The following is a 20,547-nucleotide window of genomic DNA, read 5'->3' as shown; positions in this document are numbered from 1 at the left end:
CTTACTTGCCGCCACGCAGCCATGGGTTATCGCTGGCGGCTTTTTCGACCATGTCGATGTAAAGGTCTTCCACCTGCTTGCGCGCCCAGGGTGTACGACGCAAAAACTTGAGGCTGGACTTGATGCTGGGATCGCTGCTGAAGCAGTTGATGCGTACGCGTTCAGCCAGCCCTGACCAACCGTAGCTCTCCACCAGTTTATTCAAAAGTTGTTCCAGAGTGACGCCATGCATCGGGTCTTTGGACTGGTGTTCGGTCATGATCAGTAGCTCGCTGTAGTGAATTGGCCGCACACCATAATCAGCTTTGGCAGGAGCGACAAGGATTTTATGTTTGGCAGCGCTGCCTCACGCAGCGCGCCAACCGGTCACGAAATTGCGATAAACTGCTCACGCAGCTGGTGAATTTCGTCCCGCAAGCCCGCCGCCTGTTCGAACTCAAGGTTCTGAGCATGCGTGTACATCTGCGCTTCCAACTCGCGGATTTTTTGATCCAAAGCTTTTGGCGTGAGGTTTTGGTACTGCTCTGCATTTTCCGCCGCCTTACCCTTCCCTCGGCCTTTACCGCGATTACCCGGTTTGCCCAGTTGCAGAATATCAGAAACTTTCTTGTTCAGGCCCTGCGGCACAATGCCGTTTTCTTCGTTGAACGCCTGCTGTTTGGCGCGACGGCGCTCAGTCTCGCTAATCGCCCTGGCCATCGAGTCGGTAATTCTGTCGCCGTAAAGGATCGCCTTACCATTCAGGTTACGTGCCGCACGGCCAATGGTTTGGATAAGCGAGCGTTCCGAACGCAGGAAGCCTTCTTTATCGGCGTCCAAAATCGCCACCAGCGACACCTCAGGCATGTCCAACCCCTCACGCAGCAAGTTGATACCCACCAGCACATCAAACTCGCCCAGGCGCAGGTCACGAATGATTTCGACACGTTCCACGGTATCAATGTCCGAATGCAGGTAACGTACGCGCTCACCATGCTCTTCCAGGTATTCCGTCAGGTCTTCCGCCATGCGTTTGGTCAGTGTGGTGACCAGCACCCGCTCGTTGATCGCCACCCGTTTACGGATCTCAGAAAGCAGATCGTCCACCTGGGTAGTCACCGGTCGCACTTCTATCAGAGGATCCAGTAGCCCGGTTGGTCGCACAACCTGATCGATAATGTCATCGCCGGATTTCTCCAGCTCATACTTGCCTGGTGTGGCTGACACATAAATCGTCTGCGGAGCCAGTGCTTCAAACTCTTCAAAGCGCAGCGGACGGTTGTCCAGTGCCGAAGGCAGGCGAAAACCGTATTCAACCAAGGTTTCCTTACGCGAGCGGTCGCCCTTGAACATGGCACCGATTTGCGGAATGGTGACGTGTGATTCGTCGACCACCAGCAGGCCATCGGCCGGTAAATAGTCAAACAGCGTTGGTGGCGGCTCGCCTTCCCCACGCCCTGACAGATAACGCGAGTAGTTTTCAATGCCGGAGCAATAGCCCAGTTCGTTCATCATCTCCAGATCAAACTGAGTGCGCTGCGTCAAACGTTGTTCTTCCAGCAGCTTATTGTTGGCCAGTAACACCTTTCGCCGCTCGGCCAGATCCACTTTGATCTCTTCCATCGCCTGCAGGATCCGCTCACGCGGCGTCACGTAGTGCGACTTCGGATAAATGGTAAAGCGCTGTACTATCTGCTCGATCTGCCCGGTCAAGGGATCAAACAACGAAAGCCGTTCTACTTCTTCATCAAACAGCTCAATACGCAGCGCCAACTCGTCTGACTCTGCCGGGAAAATATCGATCACCTCGCCGCGCACACGGAAGGTTGCGCGCTGGAAGGCTTGATCGTTACGGGTATATTGCAGTTCTGCCAAACGGCGCAGGATCGAACGCTGATCGATAATCATACCTTTGGTCAGATGCAGCATCATCTTCAGGTACAGATCCGGATCGCCCAAGCCGTAGATCGCGGATACCGACGCCACCACGATAACGTCGCGACGTTCCAGCAACGCTTTGGTCGCAGAAAGGCGCATTTGCTCGATGTGTTCATTCACCGCAGCGTCTTTCTCAATAAAAGTGTCGGAGCTGGGAACGTAGGCTTCGGGTTGGTAGTAGTCGTAGTAAGAAACAAAATACTCGACCGCATTCTCAGGAAAGAACTCTTTCATCTCGCCGTAAAGCTGTGCCGCCAGCGTTTTGTTGGGTGCCAGCACCATGGTCGGCCGGTTAAGATCGGCGATCACATTAGCGATAGTGAATGTCTTACCCGAACCGGTAACGCCCAATAGCGTTTGGTGAGCCAGGCCGTCTTCCAGACCCTCTTCCAACTTACTGATGGCTTGCGGCTGATCGCCGGCCGGTTTGAAATCAGAATGCAGTTTGAAAATTTTACTCATATACCCTTCGTCTTTCAAATTGCCACGTTGCTGCCGGCGGTCGTGGTGAGCGGGCGCAGCATGCAGCGCCCCTACCTGGAGATATGCGCGCTCAGGCGGCCATAGAGCTGATGCTCGATGAATGGCCTCTAATTATGGAAAGCCCCGGCGATTTTCGCCAGTGCCTATGATACTGGATATAAAACCAGCTTCAAGCGATTCGTCTCTTTAGCGTGCGTCAAACCAGGCTGAATGCACCGGTAGAGTTACAGCGGCGTGACATTTTTATTGTCAATAACAGATTTATCCCCAAAATCCGTCACGAATTAACTTCTTGGTATCACTCAGGCCAAAAATCATACATAGAGACTTCATCGGTACAATGCCGGCTTGATTTTAGTTAATTTATTGATAAATAATAATTTTATAAAAAAGACGAGATTGCGGACAAAGCGAACAGAACCCGCGTCAGCTCTCGCTTCAAACCGCTTTTCTAAATCTAATGCACAAGGTTATCCACAGGAATAGTGGATAACTCTCACCGCCCCGCCAGTGGCGGGAGTTGCAGAAAGAACGCTTTTTGCCGTTTCTCATCGCCTGAACGGCTTTTTTAGTTATTTTTTCACAAAAATATCGCTCTGTTTATGCCGATTAATGCTAAAAAGACCCATTGCCAAAAACAGATTCATCTCATTGTTACCGTCACCTGTTGCATCTTTCCACAACCGGCGAAATAGTTTGCACCATAACTATTCTTCGCAGCACTGGAAGAGTGCAAAAATCGTCCGCGTTAACTTTCCCCCTCTGTTCTCCCCTGTAGCAATACCCCGGCTCAGCCCGGCTAGCCGTTAACAAGGCAATAACAATCACCCTTTTTAATTGATGTAAAAAGTTGGCCCACTGCTTGCATGACCTTTTCACACCAAATGTCCACTGGGATAAATATTCGGGACTGGGCGGAGAAATGACCGGTAATCCGCTCAACCTCAGCACAGTACGAAATAGCAGACATTTGCGTGTTAAAAACAGAAGAGCGCTGACAAACGGTTATTAGTCACCTTTTTAGGCTCTATATTGCTTGTTTCACCTTGAACCGAACTACCTCATTAAAGGTAGTCGAACAGCATTTTATTCTGGACATTTAGACACTCGGGAAAGAAACCGCAAACGCGGAAACGGCAACCAGGACGGGATAAAACAAGGAAGTAGAGAGTTCGATTAGCGTTCCTGCACCGGTCGTCCCGTCGCACCACCAGGTGTGATCGGCGTGACCGGTTAAGGCGGCGTTACGCCAGCGCCCCAAGGGCGCACATCCACGAGTGGTATACAGGTCTTTGAGGAGAGTGCGGAATGTTGAGTTTAAGGGCAGTAAATCAGTTCTACGGGCAAAATCACACCCTCTGGGACATCAATCTTGAGCTGCCACGCGGCCAGTGTACAGTGCTGATTGGCCGTAACGGTGTAGGAAAAACCACACTGGTCAACTGCATTATGGGTCACTTGCCTGTCGTCAGTGGCAGCATGACCTGGCAATTGCCCGACGAACCCCCGCAGAATCTATTACAGCAACCGGTTGAAACCCGTGCGGCACTTGGCATCAGCTATGTACCGCAGGGCCGGCAGATATTTTCTCAGCTCAGCGTGGAAGAAAACCTACAGGTAGCACTCATGGCCAGCCGCGATAAGACCCGTCGCATTCCGCCATTGATTTACACCCTGTTCCCCAACCTGCGCGAAATGCGCAGCCGCCGCGCTGGCGACTTAGCCAATGGTGAACAACAACAACTGGCGATTGGTCGTGCTCTGGTACTGGAACCCGAGTTACTGATACTCGATGAGCCCACCTATGGCGTTCAGCCGACAATCGCTGGCGATATCGGTAACGTGATCCGTAAACTCAACCGTGAACTGGGTATGACTATCCTGTTAGTCGAGCACAAACTGCCGTTTGTTCGTCGCGTAGCGGATCGTTTTTGCCTGATGGACCAGGGGCGCAGCGTCGCAGATGGCACACTAGAACAGTTGGATGAAGAATTGATTAATGCCTATTTGGCCGTGTGAAACCGTAAGACAGGGGGAGACGTTTTTCCCCCTCTCATTTATAAAACGCTCAAATCCAGGTAATGCCCCAACGCTTGTCGTTCAGGTTTAGGCAGATGTGGGATCTCACCCAACAACGGTGCAGGCAACATGCGGCGCAGCGTGGCCAGATATTCCTGATGGCGACGGCCCGGTGGGCTAACATCATTGGCAATCCAGCCGACCAACGACAGTCCCGCTTGCTGGATTGCCTGCGCGGTCAGCACTGCGTGGTTAATGCAACCCAGCTTGATACCCACCACCAAAATCACCGGCAGCTGTTCCTGCTGTACCCAGTCCGCAAAGGTATGCTGCTCAGAAAGCGGTGTAAACCAGCCACCGGCTCCTTCTGTTAGCAACCAGTCTGCATTTTGTTCCAGATGACGTAACCCCGCAGAAAGCTGCGCCAGTTCTATTGGTCTGCCTTCATCGGCGCTGACAATATGCGGTGACGTCGGTTCGGCAAAAACATAAGGGTTCACCTCATGGTAGTTCAGCGCTACCGCACTGTTAGCCTGCAATGCCAACGCATCACTATTACGTAGCCCCTCGTCAGTCATCTCACTGCCGGAAGCCACCGGCTTGTAGCCAGCAGTGCGGTAGCCCGCCAGATTAGCAGCCTGCAATAAGGCACAGCTCGCCACCGTTTTGCCGACTTCAGTATCAGTTCCTGTGACAAACCAACGCTTAATCACGATAAATCACTCCATAAACCAAATGATAACTGAGTGGGAACTGCCCATGCTGGCAGGGGTAGGCCGCCTGTAAGGCTGCAAGCCGCCTGCGAGACAGCAATCCGGCCTCTCGGCCTTGGTGCAAATGAGTCGCCCCAATCCCTTTGAGCGATCGCATCAGCGACATGACATCCGGATAGTTCAGGGTTTGCCACTCCGCTTCCAGGCTGTGGCGGTAACCGGCACAGGCCGACGCGATCTCCTCCAACGGCAGAAAATCATTCACATGGCGTTCGCCGTCTACTTGCTGCCAGGCGTCACCTAATTCGCGCAACGATCCTGCCGCCAGGGTAGAAAACAGAATCACGCCGCCCGGGCGAGTTACACGATACAGCTCTGCCAGCGCGCGCGGCAGATCGTTGCACCATTGCACGACCAGACTGCTAAAACAGATATCCACCACTTCCGCGGGAAGCGGCACGTTTTCTATATCCCCCAGCAGGTAATGATCGGCCGCCTGTTGCTGACGAGCAAACGCCAGCATGCCCGGCGCCAAGTCGAGTGCCGTGACCTGCTTGCCCAGTGCACGCCAGCGACGACTGAAGTGACCAGTACCACATCCCGCATCAAGCAATTGCTCGCCGGGATGATCCAGCCCCATCCCCAGCAAGCGCTCACCAACATCACGTTGCAGCACCGCCGCGGCGTCATAACTGCCTGCCGCTCGGCTAAAGGCCGAGGCTACCGCATGTTTATTAACCTGCTCAAATGCTGACGTCATGCAGTACCTCCAGCAACCTGTCGATATCCTGCGGTTGATGCGCCGCTGTCAGCGTAATACGCAGACGCGCTCCGCCCGGAGGGACCGTTGGCGGGCGAATGGCACTCACCCACAGGCCCTGTTCACGCAGACGCTGTGCCAGATCGAGCGCACGTTGATTATCGCCCACCAGCAAAGGTTGAATGGCGGTAACCGACTCCGTCAGAGTCAGCGACAACTGGGCAGCTCCCTGGCGGAAACGTTGGATGTTGTCCTGCAACCGGGCACGCAATTCATCGCCCTGCTGGATACAGTGTAAGGCCGCTTGCAGTGCGCAGGCTTGCGCCGGTGGCATTGCCGTGCTGTAAATCAGATGGCGAGCAAACTGCAGCAGGTATTCAGCCGTTGCTTCATCACACAACACGGCGGCCCCGCTGAGGCCAAAGGCTTTGCCAAAAGTGACCACCAACAGCTCAGGCCTTACGCCCTGCTGCCAGCAACTGCCACGCCCCTGATCGCCGTGCACACCGATACCATGCGCGTCATCCACCATCAGCCAGGCCCCCGCCGTGCGGGTTAAACGGTGCAGTTCCGCCAATGGCGCACTGTCGCCGTCCATGCTGAACACCCCTTCGGTCACCGCCAGCATCTGGCCGTCGCAGGATTTAGCGAGCAAATCAGCCAGCGCCTGTGGCTGATTATGGCGAAAACGACGCAACTGGGCCGGTGAATGGGCAGCGGCTTCCAGCAGCGAAGCATGGCTGAGCCGATCGGCTAAAATGCGATCCTCGGCCTGCATCAGAGCTGCCAGCAGCGCCTGGTTGGCGGCATAGCCAGAGATAAACAGCAACGCACGCGGGTAGCCGAGCCATTCCGCCAATTGTTGTTCCAGCTTCTGATGCGCCGTAGAAAACCCCGTTACATGGCCAGAGCCCCCACTACCGACACCATACTGCTGTGCACCCTGCTGCCAGGCGGCGATCACGCGCGCATCCTGGCTCAGGCCAAGGTAGTCATTGCCGGAGAAATTCAGGTAGCACTCACCGTTAAGCTGAATATGGCGACCATTGCCGCCCTGATTCACCTGGCGACGGCGGTAAGCGGCGCTCTGCTGCCGCTCATCCAATGCCTGTTCAATACGTTGTTGCCAGCTCATTACAGCGCCGCGTTGTAAAACTCAGCGGTATCCGCCTGCATCAACTGGGCAGCCAGCACTTCTTGTTGCTGGTTGTCGCCGTGCTCGGTTTCAGTCTGCTGTGGGTTCAGGCCCAGCTTACGGAACAATTGCAGATCTTTATCCTCTTCCGGATTCGGTGTCGTCAGCAATTTACAGCCATAGAAGATGGAGTTGGCACCAGCCATAAAGCACATCGCCTGGGTTTGCTCATTCATTTGCTCACGACCGGCGGACAAGCGTACGTAAGAAGCCGGCATCATGATGCGTGCCACCGCAATGGTGCGGATGAAATCAAAAGGATCGACGTCTTCGTTATCCGCCAGTGGCGTGCCTTTTACCTTCACCAGCATATTGATTGGCACACTTTCAGGCGGGGTTGGCAGATTGGCCAACTGCACCAACAGTCCGGCACGATCGCGTACCGTCTCGCCCAACCCAACGATGCCGCCAGAGCACACTTTAATGCCCGCACCGCGCACCTTACCCAAGGTATCCAAACGTTCCTGATAGCTGCGAGTGGTAATGATATTGCCGTAGAACTCTGGTGAGGTATCCAGGTTGTGGTTGTAATAGTCCAATCCGGCCTCTGCCAGCCGATCCGCCTGCGTGCCGTCCAACGTACCCAGCGTCATACAGGTTTCCATGCCCATCGCCTTCACCCCTTGCACCATCTGCTCCAAGTAAGGCATATCGCGCTCATGCGGGTTTTTCCATGCGGCCCCCATGCAGAAACGGGTCGAACCATTCGCCTTGGCTTTGCGTGCAGATTCCAGTACCTGCTCCACCTGCATCAATCGTTCAGACTCAAGGCCTGTTTTGTAGCGTGAGCTTTGTGGACAGTACTTACAGTCTTCCGGGCAAGCGCCAGTTTTGATTGATAACAGCGTGCTCACCTGAACCTGACGCGGGTCAAAATGCTGGCGGTGCACCGTCTGAGCTTCAAATAACAGTTCAAGCAGAGGTTTATCAAACAGGGTCTGGGCAAGACCCACTGTCCAGTGAATACGATCGGCCATCACGGCGTCTCCAAAAATTAAAAAAGTGTCGTCAGTTTAGATATTGTGGATATACTGTCAACCATTACAAATATGATTTGGTTTACAAGTATGTCTATCACTGCTGCCGACCTAGAATTTGACCAGCGCCACATTTGGCACCCATACACTTCCATGAGCCACCCGCTCCCCTGTTATCCAGTAGAAGCTGCCAGCGGCGTAGAGCTACAACTGGCAGATGGTCGTCGCTTGGTTGACGGCATGTCTTCCTGGTGGGCGGCAATCCACGGGTATAACCACCCACAACTGAATCACGCAGCCACGCAGCAATTGGAAAAAATGTCGCACGTGATGTTCGGTGGCATTACCCATCCCTCTGCGATTGCGCTGTGTCGCAAGCTGGTGGAGATGACGCCAGAAGCGCTGCAATGCGTGTTCTTGGCAGACTCCGGCTCAGTGGCGGTGGAGGTCTCACTGAAGATGGCGCTGCAATATTGGCAGGCCCGTGGGGAACGGCGGCAACGCATTTTGACCCTACGGCACGGCTATCACGGCGATACCTTCGGTGCCATGTCAGTGTGCGACCCGGACAACTCGATGCACAGCCTGTATCAGGGTTACCTGGCGCCACACCTGTTCGCTACCGCGCCACAATGCAATTTCGACCAGGCCTGGGATGAAAATGATATCGCGCCGTTCGCCGCGCTGTTGGAACAGCATGCCGGAGAAGTAGCGGCAGTGATCCTGGAACCCGTCGTTCAGGGGGCCGGCGGCATGCGCATCTACCATCCAACCTACCTTAAGCGAGTGCGTGAGCTCTGCGATCGTCATCAGGTGCTGCTCATCGCCGACGAAATTGCCACCGGTTTCGGTCGCACTGGCAAGCTGTTTGCCTGTGAACACGCCGACGTCGTGCCGGATATTCTGTGTCTGGGTAAAGCGCTGACCGGCGGTTATATGACGCTGTCTGCTACCCTCACCACACGTCACGTGGCGGAAACCATCAGCAACGGTGCCGCAGGCTGCTTTATGCACGGGCCTACCTTTATGGGCAATCCGCTGGCCTGTGCGGTGGCCAACGCCAGCCTGTCACTGCTGGCGGAAAACCGCTGGCAGCAGCAGGTCGCTGCTATCGAAACCCAATTGAAACAGCAGCTATTACCGTTGAAGGCTTTGCCAAAAGTGGCGGATGTGCGGGTGTTAGGGGCAATTGGCGTGGTGGAGATGCGTGAGCCCGTAGATGTGGCACAGCTCCAGCGTGGATTCGTTGAACGTGGCGTGTGGATCCGGCCATTCGGCAAACTGATTTACCTGATGCCGCCATACATCATTGAATCCGAGCAGCTCAGCCGGTTGACCGCCGCGGTAACGGCAGCGGTGCAATAATCAATTACCAATGCTGGTCCAAATAGCGGGCCAGCATCACCAGACACAACACCCACAGTACAATAATCAATGCTGCCGCCATGCGGCCAGTAGGATTATCGATGCGTTGCTGTGCTTTCTCACGAAACTCCGCCATCAACGGCTTGGGGATCAGGCGTACCGCCAGCATGATACCCAACGGCACAATGATTACGTCGTCCAGATAACCCAAAACCGGGATAAAATCTGGAATCAGATCTATGGGTGACACGGCATATCCTGCAACCAACAAGGCAATCAACTTCGCATACCATGGCGTACGCCGGTCGCGGGCCGCCAACCACAGTGCATAAATGTCGCGCTTGATACCCTTGGCCCAGCGGCGCAGCCAGCCAAACCACGGCGTGCGTTTTTTTAATGAAATCATGGTCACTTCATATAAGAACGTAAAACTGTCATCAATTGTTCGATATCTTGTTCGCGTTGCTGTGGCGTTGCATCTTCCGCAGTCAGATGTTCACGCACGTGCCCTTCCAGCACCTGCGCCATCAAACCGTTTACTGCGCCACGTACCGCCGCAATCTGCTGCAGAATAGCAGAACATTCGCCGCCATTCTCCAGTGCTCTCTCCAGCGCTTCCGCCTGTCCTTTTATGCGGCGCACCCGCGCTAACAGTTTTTTCTGATCTTTAATGGTATGGCTCATCGGCATCATCCAATTGTTATTTAGTATACTGGGGTATAGTATATTTATACGTTATTCACTTCGTTGAGATCCCAGATTATGACGTCACACGCCCCCGCTTTGCACCGCGAGCACAGCCACGTTTTCGACGATGGTAACCCATTGGCAGAAAGGAATACCAGATGGGCCGTGATACTCACCGCCAGTATGATGGTGATTGAAATTGCTGGCGGCTGGATGTTCAACTCAATGGCGCTGTTAGCTGATGGTTGGCACATGAGTTCGCACGCGCTGGCGTTGGGCCTTTCGGTATTAGCCTATAGCGCCGCACGCAGGCTGGCAAAAGACCGCAGATTCAGCCTCGGCACCTGGAAAATCGAGGTACTGGCCGGTTATACCAGCGCGGTCTTACTGGTGCTGGTTGCTGCACTGATGCTGTTTCAATCTGTGGAACACCTGCTGAACCCTAGCCCAATACATTACAACCAGGCGATTGCTATCGGCATCGTGGGATTGGGCGTCAACCTGGCCTGCGCCTGGCTGTTACGCGGTGGTGGCCATGACCACCATCATCATGGTCATACTCATGACCACCATCAGGATCTTAACCTGCGCTCTGCGTATATTCATGTGATCGCCGATGCGGCAACTTCAGTGTTGGCAATAGTCGCCCTGTTTGGCGGCAAGCTGTGGGGGGCCAGTTGGCTCGACCCACTGATGGGGATTGTCGGGGCAATATTGGTCGCGGCTTGGGCCTATAGCCTGATGCGAGATAGCGGCAAGATCCTGCTGGATGCCGAAATGGACGCACCGGTAGCGGAAGAAATCCGTCAGGTGTTGGCCGACTCTGGCCACACGCTGGCGATTACCGATTTGCATCTTGGCCGCATCGGTAAAGGTAAGTATCAATGCGTGCTGGCCCTGAGCAGTGCTGACAACGCCCTTACCGCCGACAGAGTGCGCCAACTATTGGCCATCCACGATGAACTGGTGCATATCACGGTAGAGATCAATCGGCCGCCGCTAGCGCAGGGGGTTGTATTGTTCCGGCAAAACAGTCTAGCTTAGGGACTCTGCTTTTACCGACAATAGGGAGTCAGCATGACTTTTCGTTTGTACAGCAACGATCTTCAGGACGGCGCAAAAATGCCGGAACGCCAGGTCTTTAACGGCATGGGTTATCACGGCGATAACCTATCTCCGCATCTGGCCTGGGATGGCGTGCCGGAAGGCACCAAGAGTTTTGTGATTTCGGTATACGATCCCGATGCCCCGACGGGTTCAGGCTGGTGGCATTGGGTGGTAGCCAATATCCCGGCGGCGACGCGCGAACTGCCACAGGGTGCAGGCTCAGGTAAAGGGGGTTTACCAGCCGGTGCTATCCAGACCCGCACCGACTTTGGTTCTGCCGGTTACGGCGGCGCGGCCCCACCACAGGGCGAAAGTCACCGTTATCACTTCACCGTGCATGCGCTGGACGTAGAAAGTATTGAGGTAGATGAAGGCTCCAGCGGCGCGCTGGTTGGTTTTAACGTGCACTTCCATAGCCTTGGAAGTGCCACACTGACGGTGAAATACAGCTGATATGGCTCGGGGCGGGTATATCCGCCCCGATGGAGATGTGGATTCGGCGTTAATAAACATAATGTAGCGAAAGCCTGCTTACTCCCCTACATGCCATACCGTGCGTAATACTCTCTTTCTATACCCTAAATAATTGGAGTTGCATCAAAGCGGCAAATTTGTGAGTCCCCAGGCGCTTACTCAAGTAAGTGACTGGGGTGAGCAAATGCAGCCAGCACAGAGGCAGCATCAAGTATGACGGGTATCTAACAAGCTTACCCACATCGGCCCTTTTCCTACCGGGTACCGTGCCAATGTGGTCAGCTTGCCGCTGGCCTGATCAATCTCATACACCCCGATATGACCGGACTTCTGACCGGACGAAATCACAAAACGGCCGCTGTGGTCGATATTGAAGCCGCGCGGCTGTTCCTCAGTCGGATGATAACCAACCACCGACAAGGTACTGCCATCTTCGGATACGCTGAAAATAGTCAGAATACTGGCGGTGCGGTCACTGGTGTACAGGAAGCGGCCGTTTGGCGTGATATGAATATCCGCCGCCCAGCGGGTGCCGTTGAAATCGGACGGCATGATATCCAGCGTTTGCACCAGAGTATATTTGCCGCCGTTTTCGCTGATGGCGAGCACGTCTACCGTTCCATCCAACTCATTCACGCAGTAGGCATATTTGTCGTTATGGTGGAATGCCATATGACGCGGGCCTGCCCCACTGGCAGTCGCCACCGCTTCCTGGCTGTGTGGCGTCAGTTCGCCTTGCAAGTCCAGATTAAACAGGCGGATGCGATCTTCTTTCAGACAAGGCACCAGCAACAGTTGATTGGTTGGGTCGATATTGGCCGAGTGCGGCGCGGTCAAACCGTCGATCTGCTGGATAGGCGCTACCACCACGCCGTCATGGCCGATAGGGCTGACGCTGGCACAGTTGCCGCTGTAAGAAGCGGAGAACAGATAACGCCCCTGCAAATCGGTAGAAATATGGGTTGGGCTGCCTGGCAGCGGCGCCATACCGGCCTGTTGCAGTTTGCCGTCCGCCTCAATGCGGTAGCTGACAATACCGAAAGCCGGACGCACACCCACGTACAGATGCGTTCTGTCCGGATGGATCGCCATCGGTTGTACCTGGCCCGGGGCCTCGACGGTCTGCAGCAACTCTAACGCCCCCGAGTCGCTTAACTGCCACACGTGAATTTGTTGGCTTTCCGGGCTGGCGACATAAACGATTTGCTTCATGTATTCTCCTCGAATAGGGTAAAAGAGAAACCGGTTTCAGGTTTTTCGGTTTCCCCTAGCTTACCTCACATCCGTGACATAACAACCCTGTGTTGTAGATGAAATATGTGCGGTTTTATCCATCGCTTATCCGGTGTACCATCGGTTTAATTTTGTTGCTAACGATAATGAGATCCCTATGAGCTACCGCGTCATTGCCCTCGATCTGGATGGCACCTTGCTGGATACCCAAAAACGCATATTACCGCAGTCACTGGCAGCCCTGGCTGAAGCGCGTGCCGCCGGCGTCAAAGTAGTGGTAGTCACCGGTCGCCATCATGTCGCGATCCATCCGTTCTATCAGGCGCTGGAGATAGATACCCCAGCGATCTGCTGCAACGGTACCTATCTGTATGACTTCCAGCAGAAAAAAGTGTTGGCTGCCGATCCACTGGAAAAAGATCAGGCCCGGTTGGTTCTGCAGATGCTAAAACAAAGCGACATCCATGGTCTGATGTACGTAGATGATGCCATGCTGTATCAGGATCCGAGTGGTCACGTCACCCGTTCATTAGCCTGGGCGGAAACCCTGCCACCAGCGCAACGCCCAACGCTGCTACAGGTCAATAGCCTGGTTCAGGCAGCCGATGAAGCGAAGTCCATCTGGAAGTTCGCCACGTCACATGCCGATATCCCTGCGCTACGCAACTTTGCTGAAACAGTGGAAAAAGAACTGGGGTTAGCGTGTGAATGGTCGTGGCACGATCAGGTCGACATCGCCAAAGGCGGTAACAGCAAAGGGAAACGCTTGCAGCAATGGGTCGAGTCACAGGGCCTGAGCATGGATCAGGTGGTGGCCTTCGGGGATAACTACAACGATCTCAGTATGCTGGAAGCGGTGGGGTTGGGTGTGGCAATGGGCAATGCCGATGATGCCATCAAACAACGTGCCGATCTGGTGATCGCCGATCACCTGCAACCCGGTATCGCCGAGGTGATCCGCACGCGGGTACTGGGTCAGTAAAATGCAATGCCCTCTCTTCTATATTAGATGGGAGGGTATTATTCAGCGTGCTTCGCGGCTGATCGACACGCTTTTGACCTGTGCATACAACCACTGTCCTGGCCTGATCGCCAGTTCGTCTCGTGCCCACGGTGTAATCCGCGCCCACAGTACGCTTTCCCCTACTGCCAGTTTCACCTCTACCTGCCCATTTACCTCCAGGCACTCGGTCACCTTGGCTGGCAAAACGTTGCGAATACTGCTGTTGACCGGCGGTTGTAATACCAACGAAACATCGGCGGCATTAATGCGTATACGCAGTTGAGCCCCCAGTGCCGCATCAACGCCGCTGACCCATAGACGTTGATCACCTAATGCTAGTGCAGTCATCGCATAGCGCGTGTGATGTTCGATCACACTGACACGCAACACGCTGCTCTGATCTTCACGCTGTAACCACGGACGCAATGCACTGCTGGCCCACACCTCCTCCAACCCACCGAATGCCCTTACCTGGCCGTTATCCAACACCATCACCTGCTCCGCCAACTGCAGAATTTCATCCATGCTATGGCTAACGTAGAGGATGGGGATATTGACATCCTGTGCCAGCCGCTCCAAATAGGGTAGCAACTCGCGCTTACGGGGTAGATCCAGTGACGCCAACGGTTCATCCATCAACAACAGTTCTGGTGCAGTCAGCAAAGCGCGGCCAATCGCCACTCGCTGTTTCTCCCCCCCTGACAGCGTCAACGGCAGGCGATTGAGCAGCGGACCGATCCCCAATAGCTCAACAATGCTGTCGAACTGTTTGCGCATGCCGGCGGCCATGCCGTATTGCAGGTTGCCGCGCACCCGGTAATGCGGGAACAGACGCGCGTCCTGGAACACATAGCCAATACGGCGTTTTTCTGGTGGAAGACAAAGGCCCCGGTCGGTATCCACCAGTGTGCGGCCATTGAGCACAATACGCCCCTGTTGCAGACGAGTCAGACCACCGACGGCGTTAATTAATGAGGTTTTACCGGCGCCAGATAAACCAAAGATGGCAGTAATCCCCTGGGCAGGCAGATCGGCGCGGACATTGAGGTTCAGATCGCCAAGGCGTTGGGAAAAGTCCAGTTCCAGCATTTACACGCCCATCCGTTTGCGACCCCAGCGGACTAGCCACTCGGAAACCATCAGTGAAACCAGTGACAACACGATAGCAATCACACACAAGCGTGCGGCGGCGGCTTCTGCCCCCGGTGTTTCTATCAGGGTATACATCGCCAGCGGGATGGTGCGCGTTTCACCAGGAATATTGGAAACAAAGGTAATGGTGGCACCGAACTCACCCAATGAGCGAGCAAAAGCCAACACCACACCAACAATGACTCCGGGTAACGACAATGGCAACGTGATGGTGAAAAACACTCGCCACGGGTTAGCACCAAGCGTACGGGCCGCCTGCTCTAAACGGGTATCCACCGCTTCCAGCGCTAACCGAATAGCACGTACCATGAGCGGAAATGCCACCACAGCAGAAGCCAAGGCAGCACCACGCCAACTAAAGCTGAAACTGAAACCAAACCAGTCATACAGCCATTCGCCAATCACGCCGCGCCGCCCCATGGCGATCAGCAATAAATAGCCGACCACCACAGGCGGTAGCACCAACGGCAGATGAATAATACTGTCCAGCAGTGACTTGCCGGGGAAACGGCAGCGTACCAACACCCAAGCCATCAGAATGCCGAAGGGTAAGCTACATACTACCGCCAGGGCGGACACTTTCAGGCTCAGTTCTACCGCCTGCCATTCGTACTCACTCAACATCATTTACGCGGGGAGAATCCATAATGTTTGAAAATAGCGGCCGCTTCTGGGCCCTTCAGGTAGCTGTAGAATGCGCTAACAGCGGGTGTTTGATGGCCTTTAACAATCGCCATCGGGTATTCAACCGGTTTATGGCTGTCTTCTGGGAAGATGGCCACAACGCTGACTTTATCACTGGCTACCGCGTCTGAACCATACACAATGCCCAGTGGCGCTTCACCACGTTCCACTAACGCCATAGCGCTACGTACGTTGTTGGCGCGTGCCAGCTTAGGTTCCAATGCAGTCCAGGCACCGAGGTTTTGCAATGCTTCCTTGGCATAGATACCGGCCGGTACGTGATCCGGATCGCCCACCGACAGACGGCCGCCATTGAGCAGTTTTGTCCAATCGGTCTGTTTATCGAGTGTAATTTTAGCCTGTTTGGTGTCTTTAGCTGCGATCAGCACCAATTCGTTACCCAACAGGGTATAGCGCGTGTCTTTAACCATCTGCTGTTTGTCGATGGCATAATCCATCCACTGCTGATCGGCGGAGATAAACAAATCAGCGGGAGCGCCCTGCTCAATCTGACGTGCCAACGTGGAGGAAGAGGCGAATGAAGACACCACCTGGACATCCTTGCCTTTCTGATATTGAGTTGCGATGTCCTGCAGCGCGTTAGTCAGCGATGCTGCTGCAAAAACGGTAATTTTTTCTGCCGCAGACGCCTGCATGACCATACCGGATGCTAATACGATACCGCCGACCCACTTAGTCCATTGCTGTTTCATTGTTTTCTCCGCAAGTTAACGTGCATTATCACTCTTCGTTATATAAAAAATAATATAACGTCGCGCAGAAGCTTGTCATGCGGTTTATCGGCAGAGTGGGACATAACTTGAGAAACACCCGCCGAACGGTGCCGACGGGTATAGGGAAGGGGTGGTGCTAGGTGCGATTCTCTTTAGAATGGCCCACTTTGGAGAAGATGTTGAACACCTCACCCAAACCGTAGATCAAACCGAGAATGATAGCCATCACAATCGGTACCATCACGACGGCGAACAGCAAACTTTCCAATAATTCCAACATGGTAGCCTCACTTAACTGCCCATTGAGCGGTAATGAACACCGCCACGTAAGCTTTACTTTAAACCAAAATACACAGTAAAACGTGGTTATTTTAAAGGCTGTATGAAATTTGTAACCGGCCAAACGTGCCATTTGTGCAGCAATGCGGAATTCCGACGCCCAATAGACGTTATTGGGCAGGATAATAGATCAGCGGTGCAGCATAATCGCTCACCGATGCCAAACGGGCGTTTACACCATACACGTCGCTAATCGTCTCAGGTGTCAGCACCTGCCGCGATGGGCCAAAAGCATGCAAACCGCCCTCTTTTAACAACATCAATCGGTCACAGTAACAGGCCGCTAAATTCAGATCGTGCAGAGATACCACCACGCTGATGCCCAAACGTCGCAGCAAAGCCATAAACTGATGTTGGTGGGCAATATCAAGATGATTAGCGGGTTCATCCAGCAGCAGCCACGGCGTTTGCTGTGCCAATGCGCGTGCCAGATGGACACGCTGCTGCTCGCCGCCTGACAACTGATGCCATTCTCGCTCGGCAAGCGATGAAATTCCCACTTGCTCCATGGCCTGTCCGGCAATGCGATAATCTTCTGCACTAAATCCCACCCAACGGCTGGCATAGACCAAGCGCCCAAGCAACACCACGTCTTTTACCGGTATGGCAAACGCACTGGGTCCGGACTGTTCGAGGAAAGTCATCCGTTTCGCCCGCTCGTGCCCCTTCAACGTAGCAATATCCGTCTCCTGCAGATAAATTCGCCCTCGGCTGGGCGGAAGCAACCCCGCCAATAGTTTGAGTAGCGTGGATTTTCCACTCCCGTTAATGCCGAGCACACCAGTAACTTCACCGGGGCGGACCTGAAAACTGAGGTTGTTTAGCACTGAATTTTCCGGCGTTGACCACCCTAAATGTTCAGCACGCAACCCGGATACTTCGCGTTCAACCCTCATGCGTTTATTTTCCGATATAACAATGCCAGAAACACCGGGACGCCTAACAACGCAGTCAGTACTCCAACCGGTAACTCACGAGGCGCAAACAAGGTTCTGGCCAGCGTATCTGCTGCAACGGCAAACAGCGCACCGCACAATGCACTGGCTGGCAGTAACAACCGGTGGCGTGGCCCAACCAGCAGCCTGGCGACATGGGGCACTGTCAGTCCGATAAACCCCACTGCACCGCTGAACGCAACAATCACCGCGGTCAGCGCCATAGTAGTGACATACAGCAGCAGCTTCAGTGGTACCACCGCCACCCCCAAAGAGGCTGCGGTCAGGCCACCAAAAGCCAGAGCATCCAGCTCCCCTGCCCTCATCCAGCAAATTAATAACGCCGCCACCAGCAGCAACGTGATCAGGCCGACCTGCGGCCAACGCGCATCACTGAAAGAACCCAGCAGCCAAAACATTACGCCACGAGTGGCATTGGCGTCCGCCTGCCACAGGGTAATTAGCGAAGTCAAAGCTGAAAGCAGCTGTGTAACAGCGACGCCAGCCAGAATAAACAACGATGACTCAGCATGCAGAGAACGCCCGGCGAGCAGTAAAACCAGCGCAAACGCTCCGGCCGCACCGATAAATGCCCCACCTGGCACCGACAACAGCCCCCCGCCAATGCCCAAAACAAGCACAAGAACCGCGCCCACACCTGCACCGGAAGAGATCCCCAATACCCAAGGATCGGCCAGTGGGTTGCGTGTCAGTGATTGCAGGAGAGTGCCGGCCAATGCCAATCCGGCGCCAGCTACCGCAGCCAGCAAAGCTCTTGGCATTCTCAGCGACCAGATTATCCGTTGGTAAACCTCAGTGTTTCCGGAGGCATTAACAGCACCGGGGTCAGATAAAATATGCCATGCATCCTGCAGCGATATAGGGGCCGGTCCATACAACGACGCACCCAGTAAAAACAGCGGCAACGCGAGGGTGAGCATTAACAACCAGCAGCCCCCAGAGCATCGCGGTAGGCGAGTGAAACGGCGACGTACGGACCCATCCATGCTATTTCCAGCCTGCAATCACGTAGTCATCCAGCAATTGCCAGACTGGCCCTGCCTCTTTAAAACCGGCCTGTATCAAACTGGCGACGTGAAAGTCCAATGCTGCTGCAGGAGGTACTGGTCGCCCGGCGAACAGGCTTTCCCTCTGTTGCCGATATTGCGCCAATTCCGGCAATTGCTGCACGTTGGCAAACCACTGATCCCAGTCTTCGACACCGTTTTGCCAGGCCCGTTGTTGCGTCTGGTCATCGTGTTGCTTCGCGAACGCCTTAATGCGCGGGTGCCGATGATCAAAACGCTGGTGATCAGCATTCAAAAACACGCCACCGTCGGGCAATAATTCAACAATGTTGCGATACAAAACCCCCAATTGCTCCGGCATTAGCCAATGCAGTGCGGTACTGGAAACTGCCGCCTGCGGTGCGGGGCCACTCAGCAATGAAAAGCAGTCAGGATCGGCGAGATCGGCCTGAAGGATACGGATCCGATCGCCGTATTCCGCCAAGGCGCCACGGGCAATTGCCAGCAATAACGGATCAAGATCCATTGCCGTTACCTTGGCTTTCGGGAAGCGCTGAAGGATACGCAAGCTGAGTGAGCCAGGCCCACAGGCCAGATCCAGCACATGAAAATCCTGACCTGCCGAGAGTTCCAGTACATCCAGTTGTGCATTGAAACGCGCTTCCCGCTCGGCGATGTAGGCCCCTTGTTGTTGATCCCACGAGGCCAGCAGTGAAGAGAATGAAAAGGAGGACATATCAGGGTTCCTTATTGGGAATGGGCAATGGTGAGACCTGTTGCTGCAGGCCCATGATTAAACGATGCAAAGCCGGGACCGTACGGACCGAGGGATCCAGGTCATAACCGGGCAAGATGACGTAGTGTTTTTGCCGTACGGCGCGCAGGGTTGCCGTTAGCGGGTGATGCTCTAAAAAATGGATTTTGTCTTTGGCACTGTCGCCGAGGCCGCCGCGGGGCAAATCGCCAAGCACAATCACATCAGGATCACGGGCCGCGATGGTTTCCCAAGAGACGGTAGGCCAAAGTGCTGGCAGATCGGCAAATAGATTTTCGCTGCCAACCTGCTGGGTTAGCAGCGACGGTGCACCGCAGCAGCCTGCCACATAAGGGGTTTGGGTACCGGCATACCACCAAAGCAATCGCTGATGAGGAAGTGATGCCGCCTGTAGCCTAAGTTCTCGCAGCTGAGCTTGCTGATGCTGGATTAACGTTTCGGCGTGACGCGAGACGTTAAAAATGCGGGCAATATCTCTCAGCTCGGCAAAAATGCCGTCGAAGCTCGCTACTGAGTTTACCGTGCTTTGCTGTCCCCCACAGACATTGGGCGAGAGATACGTCGCGATCCCCCACTCTGTTAGCCGTTCGCGATTAGGGGTTTCCGGGCTATTGAGCCAGTAGTAGCTGGCCGAGTAGATAAAATCCGGATTCAATAACAGCAAGGGCTCCGCCGCTGGCGGTGCGGTGGCTGATAGCTTACTCAGGACCTTATCCCATCCTGCTGACGCAGAAGAAGGCACAGTATCCTGCGCGTAGTCATAGCCAATAATGCCAACAACACGCGCCACGAGTCCCAGAGCCAGCATATTTTCCAGCGCAGGATTCGCGTACACCAGTACGCGTTCAGGCACCACCGGGTAACGGTATTGTTGGCCACAGTTGCTCAACGTCACAGGCTTAGCCTGCACCAATGTGCTAATCACCACCCCAAGTGCGCACAACAGGCGGATTATCGACGGCATGGC

22 protein-coding genes are annotated in these 20,547 nt (G+C 54.5%); 5 read left to right on the top strand and 17 right to left on the bottom strand.

Features of this window, described 5'->3' with window-relative positions; translation table 11 throughout:
• Position 1: 1 nt before the first annotated feature.
• Entirely contained in the window at positions 2–259 is a 258-nt protein-coding gene (locus SGR01S_RS06835; RefSeq protein WP_037421421.1) for a VF530 family protein, read from the bottom strand.
• 107 nt (positions 260–366) lie between these two features.
• A complete protein-coding gene (gene uvrB, locus SGR01S_RS06830; RefSeq protein ID WP_037421418.1) occupies positions 367–2,379 on the bottom strand; it encodes an excinuclease ABC subunit UvrB in 2,013 nt (670 codons plus the stop codon).
• Positions 2,380–3,708: 1,329 nt separating this feature from the next.
• Between uvrB and SGR01S_RS06825 the strand changes: the two genes are divergently transcribed.
• Complete coding sequence (locus tag SGR01S_RS06825; protein WP_061806919.1) at positions 3,709–4,419, top strand: ATP-binding cassette domain-containing protein; 711 nt, start codon at positions 3,709–3,711, stop codon at positions 4,417–4,419.
• Between the two features lie 38 nt (positions 4,420–4,457).
• On the opposite strand, the gene bioD is transcribed toward SGR01S_RS06825, so the two are convergent.
• Genes bioD through bioB form a run of 4 tightly spaced genes read right to left on the bottom strand, consistent with a single transcriptional unit; the run spans position 4,458 to position 8,064 of the window.
• Complete coding sequence (bioD, locus tag SGR01S_RS06820; protein ID WP_061806918.1) at positions 4,458–5,132, bottom strand: dethiobiotin synthase; 675 nt, start codon at positions 5,130–5,132, stop codon at positions 4,458–4,460.
• Complete coding sequence (gene bioC, locus SGR01S_RS06815) at positions 5,125–5,892, bottom strand: malonyl-ACP O-methyltransferase BioC (RefSeq protein ID WP_061806917.1); 768 nt, start codon at positions 5,890–5,892, stop codon at positions 5,125–5,127. The genes bioD and bioC overlap by 8 nt, the downstream gene beginning before the upstream one ends.
• Positions 5,876–7,027 carry an 8-amino-7-oxononanoate synthase gene (bioF, locus tag SGR01S_RS06810; protein ID WP_061806916.1) on the bottom strand — a complete coding sequence of 384 codons (1,152 nt, stop codon included), beginning with the start codon at positions 7,025–7,027 and terminating at the stop codon, positions 5,876–5,878. The genes bioC and bioF overlap by 17 nt, the downstream gene beginning before the upstream one ends.
• Positions 7,027–8,064, bottom strand: a complete 1,038-nt coding sequence (gene bioB, locus SGR01S_RS06805) for a biotin synthase BioB (RefSeq protein ID WP_061806915.1) — start codon at positions 8,062–8,064, stop codon at positions 7,027–7,029. Before bioB ends, bioF begins: the two co-directional genes overlap by 1 nt.
• Before the next feature lie 90 nt (positions 8,065–8,154).
• On the opposite strand from bioB, the gene bioA reads away from it, so the two are divergent.
• A complete protein-coding gene (bioA, locus tag SGR01S_RS06800) occupies positions 8,155–9,429 on the top strand; it encodes an adenosylmethionine--8-amino-7-oxononanoate transaminase (RefSeq protein WP_061806914.1) in 1,275 nt (424 codons plus the stop codon).
• A gap of 4 nt (positions 9,430–9,433) precedes the next feature.
• Here the strand turns inward: bioA and SGR01S_RS06795 are convergent, their stop codons facing one another.
• Together SGR01S_RS06795 and SGR01S_RS06790 are read right to left on the bottom strand one after the other, a co-directional pair.
• The gene (locus SGR01S_RS06795) at positions 9,434–9,835 is read right to left on the bottom strand and encodes a YkvA family protein (protein WP_061806913.1); all 402 of its coding nucleotides are present in this window, start codon (positions 9,833–9,835) and stop codon (positions 9,434–9,436) included.
• A 2-nt stretch (positions 9,836–9,837) separates the two neighbouring features.
• Positions 9,838–10,113, bottom strand: a complete 276-nt coding sequence (locus SGR01S_RS06790; RefSeq protein WP_037421394.1) for a metal/formaldehyde-sensitive transcriptional repressor — start codon at positions 10,111–10,113, stop codon at positions 9,838–9,840.
• A gap of 78 nt (positions 10,114–10,191) precedes the next feature.
• Here SGR01S_RS06790 and dmeF point away from each other — a divergent pair, with 78 nt between their 5' ends.
• Positions 10,192–11,160 (top strand): CDF family Co(II)/Ni(II) efflux transporter DmeF, encoded by a 969-nt coding sequence (dmeF, locus tag SGR01S_RS06785; RefSeq protein ID WP_073963417.1) that lies wholly within the window; start codon positions 10,192–10,194, stop codon positions 11,158–11,160.
• Between the two features lie 33 nt (positions 11,161–11,193).
• Positions 11,194–11,676, top strand: coding sequence for a kinase inhibitor (locus tag SGR01S_RS06780; RefSeq protein ID WP_037421388.1), 483 nt, complete (start codon positions 11,194–11,196; stop codon positions 11,674–11,676).
• Between the two features lie 228 nt (positions 11,677–11,904).
• On the opposite strand, the gene pgl is transcribed toward SGR01S_RS06780, so the two are convergent.
• Positions 11,905–12,909 (bottom strand): 6-phosphogluconolactonase, encoded by a 1,005-nt coding sequence (gene pgl, locus SGR01S_RS06775; protein ID WP_061806911.1) that lies wholly within the window; start codon positions 12,907–12,909, stop codon positions 11,905–11,907.
• 178 nt (positions 12,910–13,087) lie between these two features.
• On the opposite strand from pgl, the gene SGR01S_RS06770 reads away from it, so the two are divergent.
• Complete coding sequence (locus tag SGR01S_RS06770) at positions 13,088–13,912, top strand: pyridoxal phosphatase (RefSeq protein WP_037421382.1); 825 nt, start codon at positions 13,088–13,090, stop codon at positions 13,910–13,912.
• Between the two features lie 42 nt (positions 13,913–13,954).
• Here the strand turns inward: SGR01S_RS06770 and modC are convergent, their stop codons facing one another.
• From modC to SGR01S_RS06730, 8 genes are all read right to left on the bottom strand, one after another.
• Entirely contained in the window at positions 13,955–15,022 is a 1,068-nt protein-coding gene (gene modC, locus SGR01S_RS06765) for a molybdenum ABC transporter ATP-binding protein ModC (protein ID WP_061806910.1), read from the bottom strand.
• On the bottom strand, positions 15,023–15,712 hold the full coding sequence (modB, locus tag SGR01S_RS06760; protein WP_037421377.1) for a molybdate ABC transporter permease subunit: 690 nt from the start codon (positions 15,710–15,712) through the stop codon (positions 15,023–15,025). It lies immediately after the preceding gene.
• Positions 15,709–16,482: a molybdate ABC transporter substrate-binding protein gene (gene modA, locus SGR01S_RS06755; RefSeq protein ID WP_061806909.1), complete on the bottom strand. Its 774-nt coding sequence runs from the start codon at positions 16,480–16,482 to the stop codon at positions 15,709–15,711. Before modA ends, modB begins: the two co-directional genes overlap by 4 nt.
• A 157-nt stretch (positions 16,483–16,639) precedes the next feature.
• The gene (locus SGR01S_RS23650; RefSeq protein ID WP_037421566.1) at positions 16,640–16,783 is read right to left on the bottom strand and encodes an AcrZ family multidrug efflux pump-associated protein; all 144 of its coding nucleotides are present in this window, start codon (positions 16,781–16,783) and stop codon (positions 16,640–16,642) included.
• A gap of 169 nt (positions 16,784–16,952) precedes the next feature.
• Positions 16,953–17,738, bottom strand: coding sequence for an ABC transporter ATP-binding protein (locus tag SGR01S_RS06745; RefSeq protein WP_061806908.1), 786 nt, complete (start codon positions 17,736–17,738; stop codon positions 16,953–16,955).
• Entirely contained in the window at positions 17,735–18,784 is a 1,050-nt protein-coding gene (locus tag SGR01S_RS06740) for a FecCD family ABC transporter permease (RefSeq protein WP_061806907.1), read from the bottom strand. Before SGR01S_RS06740 ends, SGR01S_RS06745 begins: the two co-directional genes overlap by 4 nt.
• A gap of 1 nt (position 18,785) precedes the next feature.
• A complete protein-coding gene (locus SGR01S_RS06735; RefSeq protein ID WP_061806906.1) occupies positions 18,786–19,541 on the bottom strand; it encodes a class I SAM-dependent methyltransferase in 756 nt (251 codons plus the stop codon).
• 1 nt (position 19,542) lies between these two features.
• Positions 19,543–20,544 (bottom strand): ABC transporter substrate-binding protein, encoded by a 1,002-nt coding sequence (locus SGR01S_RS06730; RefSeq protein ID WP_061806905.1) that lies wholly within the window; start codon positions 20,542–20,544, stop codon positions 19,543–19,545.
• Between the last annotated feature and the right edge of the window lie 3 nt (positions 20,545–20,547).

Source organism: Serratia grimesii NBRC 13537 (assembly GCF_001590905.1).
Taxonomy (GTDB): domain Bacteria; phylum Pseudomonadota; class Gammaproteobacteria; order Enterobacterales; family Enterobacteriaceae; genus Serratia; species Serratia grimesii.
The sequence above is the reverse complement of the archived record's forward strand: the minus strand, read 5'-3'. Positions and strand labels throughout refer to the sequence as shown.